Source organism: Schnuerera sp. (assembly GCF_035459645.1).
In the GTDB taxonomy this organism is placed as follows: domain Bacteria; phylum Bacillota; class Clostridia; order Tissierellales; family Tepidimicrobiaceae; genus Schnuerera.
Genome location: NZ_DATHXO010000349.1, coordinates 1 through 2,351, shown reverse-complemented (window position 1 = coordinate 2,351; position 2,351 = coordinate 1). Strand labels below are relative to the sequence as shown.

General features: G+C 34.3%; 2 protein-coding genes and 3 tRNA genes. All 5 read right to left on the bottom strand.

Features of this window, described 5'->3' with window-relative positions; translation table 11 throughout:
- The coding region (locus VK998_RS08135; protein ID WP_325227479.1) for a hypothetical protein at positions 1–227 on the bottom strand (227 nt) is incomplete at its 3' end.
- Positions 228–245: 18 nt separating this feature from the next.
- The gene (locus VK998_RS08130; RefSeq protein WP_325227477.1) at positions 246–578 is read right to left on the bottom strand and encodes a hypothetical protein; all 333 of its coding nucleotides are present in this window, start codon (positions 576–578) and stop codon (positions 246–248) included.
- A gap of 879 nt (positions 579–1,457) precedes the next feature.
- A tRNA-Arg gene (locus VK998_RS08125) sits at positions 1,458–1,534 on the bottom strand.
- 16 nt (positions 1,535–1,550) lie between these two features.
- Positions 1,551–1,617, bottom strand: a tRNA-OTHER gene (locus VK998_RS08120).
- Positions 1,618–1,620: 3 nt separating this feature from the next.
- Positions 1,621–1,696, bottom strand: a tRNA-Ile gene (locus VK998_RS08115).
- Between the last annotated feature and the right edge of the window lie 655 nt (positions 1,697–2,351).

Below are 2,351 nucleotides of genomic sequence, written 5' to 3'. Positions count from 1 at the left end.
TCTAAAAGGTTGTGTGTTCCCTTAATAGAAGGAGCTTCTTTGTAATCAGGGTTCATAGACATATTACCGAGTAAAGGCTCCTCATACGCCTTAGCCTTTGTATTTCCTGTACTCTTCTCAATATGGTCATACTCTATTTTTCTGATAGCCTTGGACAGTGTGTCATCTATCGGTATGACTGTATCAGACTCTTTTCGTCTACCCGGAATCCAATCTAGAATCCGCATCCACATATCACTTCCGTTCTATCCCCGTTTTTTAACAGGTATTTTTATTTTACTATCTTCAAAGAAGTGCTCTTCCTCTTCAAAGTATTCTGAGTATTCAAATATTTTCTTGCTGTTTGTAACATTATCATATGTATCTGTTTCTAGGTATCCTGCCCTATTAAGTAATAAGACGGTACCCTCCTTATCTATGATATCAACTATCTGCTTTTTATCTCCATCACCTGCAACATATACAAATACATTATTACCTCCAATAAATCTGTAGTAACTTATAATCTCTATCCAATCTAAGTCTCCAATAACTTTTTTAGCTTCCATCCATTTTTTATCTTGACTGAAAGACGACATAACTGCCTCCCTCTTATCTCTTATCCTTTACTCTGTTTACTGTATATTACTACTATATACTAATTATACCATACAATAGCTAAGTGGAAGCCTTTGTAGACTGTTTCACTCTAATAATATAGAAGATGAACAAAAAAAAGTACCATGCACGTGAGTTACGTGTACGGTACTAATAGGAGGTGTAGGGGTTTTGTTTACAAACTAACCCCTACTACAGTGTATTACATCATATTTGTTTCTTAGGTTTGTTACGTTCAATAATTTTAATGTTTTCATCTCTGTTCATAAAGCGTTTCAAAGCTTAGTATTATAGGATTCTTGGGAATTTTGGTTTCACTCAATTTCGCTTGATTTTATGAAAGGGTATTAAAAAGGTATTAAAATATCGCTGGTCGGCAATAAGTTATAGAAATAACTTTAATTATTTTTTAATACTTTCTATATAATCTATTTCTAAGGAAGAAAAAATTAAAATTATCTGGAGACCCTAAAATTCAACAAAAAGACTTCTTTTTTACGAATTGGCGTAACAACTTAATCCTATTTATATAGATTTTTTATTTACACAAAATATTTTACATTTCAAAATATTAAGGTGAATTGCATACATATCCAATCCACCTTAATCCATTTGTATCAATATTTCATATAATTATAGATATAAGCTAATCGCAATTTTCATAAGTTTTTTCTATTCCATAGACTTTATATTGTATTCTGAGGAGTTCACTCGTAACTCCTCTTATTGACAATTCATACCACTTTGAGCATTCATCTCAAAGTATATTTGTGGTAGAGGACTGTCCGAGTCGAACGGATTGAGTCAAAATATAGAATTATGCAAGGTTCCTTACCTTTCTACCTCTCAGCCCTCATATTTGGCACTCCCGACAGGACTCGAACCTGCGACAATCGAATTAGAAGTTCGATACTCTATCCATCTGAGTTACGGGAGTGTGTTTTATGTATAGGTGCTAGATAGGGGATTCGAACCCCTAATTACCTAATTTTATGTCAGGAAATTTACCATCAATCTAGCATTTGGTGGACCCTACAGGGTTCGAACCTGTGACCTGACGGTTATGAGCCATCTGCTCTACCAACTAAGCTAAGGGTCCAAGTACTGCCCGTAATAAGGAGCTATCGGACAGGTATATGATGTCGCATGTTGGATTCAAACTCTAACGGATAATACAGGCTATTTTAGTCCTCCCGTTTATGCCAATTCCAACACTTCGACTTTTTATAGTAAGCCCAGCCCTACCAAAACGGGGCTAGGGAAGGCTACAAGGGAACATGAGTGAATCGAGTATCAAGACTCTGAACGAAAAAATAAACCATAATATTGTTTGGTCTACTCTTTATACTGCTGCAAAAGTCTTTAGGATTCCTAGTTTACTATATTCACTCATCAAGACACATTATACAATTGGCTACCAGATATACGAGAAAAATACAAATATAGAACCAAGCTCCATCTATATAGCATCTTTAACACAATATCCATAGCCACCTAAAATTATTTTTTGTTATTTTTTGTTATTTTTTGTATCTATAATATGTAACTTGCTGTTAGTGTCTTTGTGACTTATATACTTATTATATCACATTCTGTAACCTTGTCAACACCTAAAGCCAACTTTTTTATGTTTGTTAGAGTTCCTTTACAAAATCATATTTTTCCTGATATAGGGTATCTAGCATAAGCTTCTCTGGATTTAAGATGTCCCCGGTTAGAACACTCTCAAATATAGAAGGCGTAAATCCACTTAC

What these genes read in the sequence shown, in the direction of transcription:
- VK998_RS08130 (WP_325227477.1), bottom strand. Translation starts at nt 578, where the DNA reads ATGTCGTCTTTCAGTCAAGATAAAAAATGGATGGAAGCTAAAAAAGTT.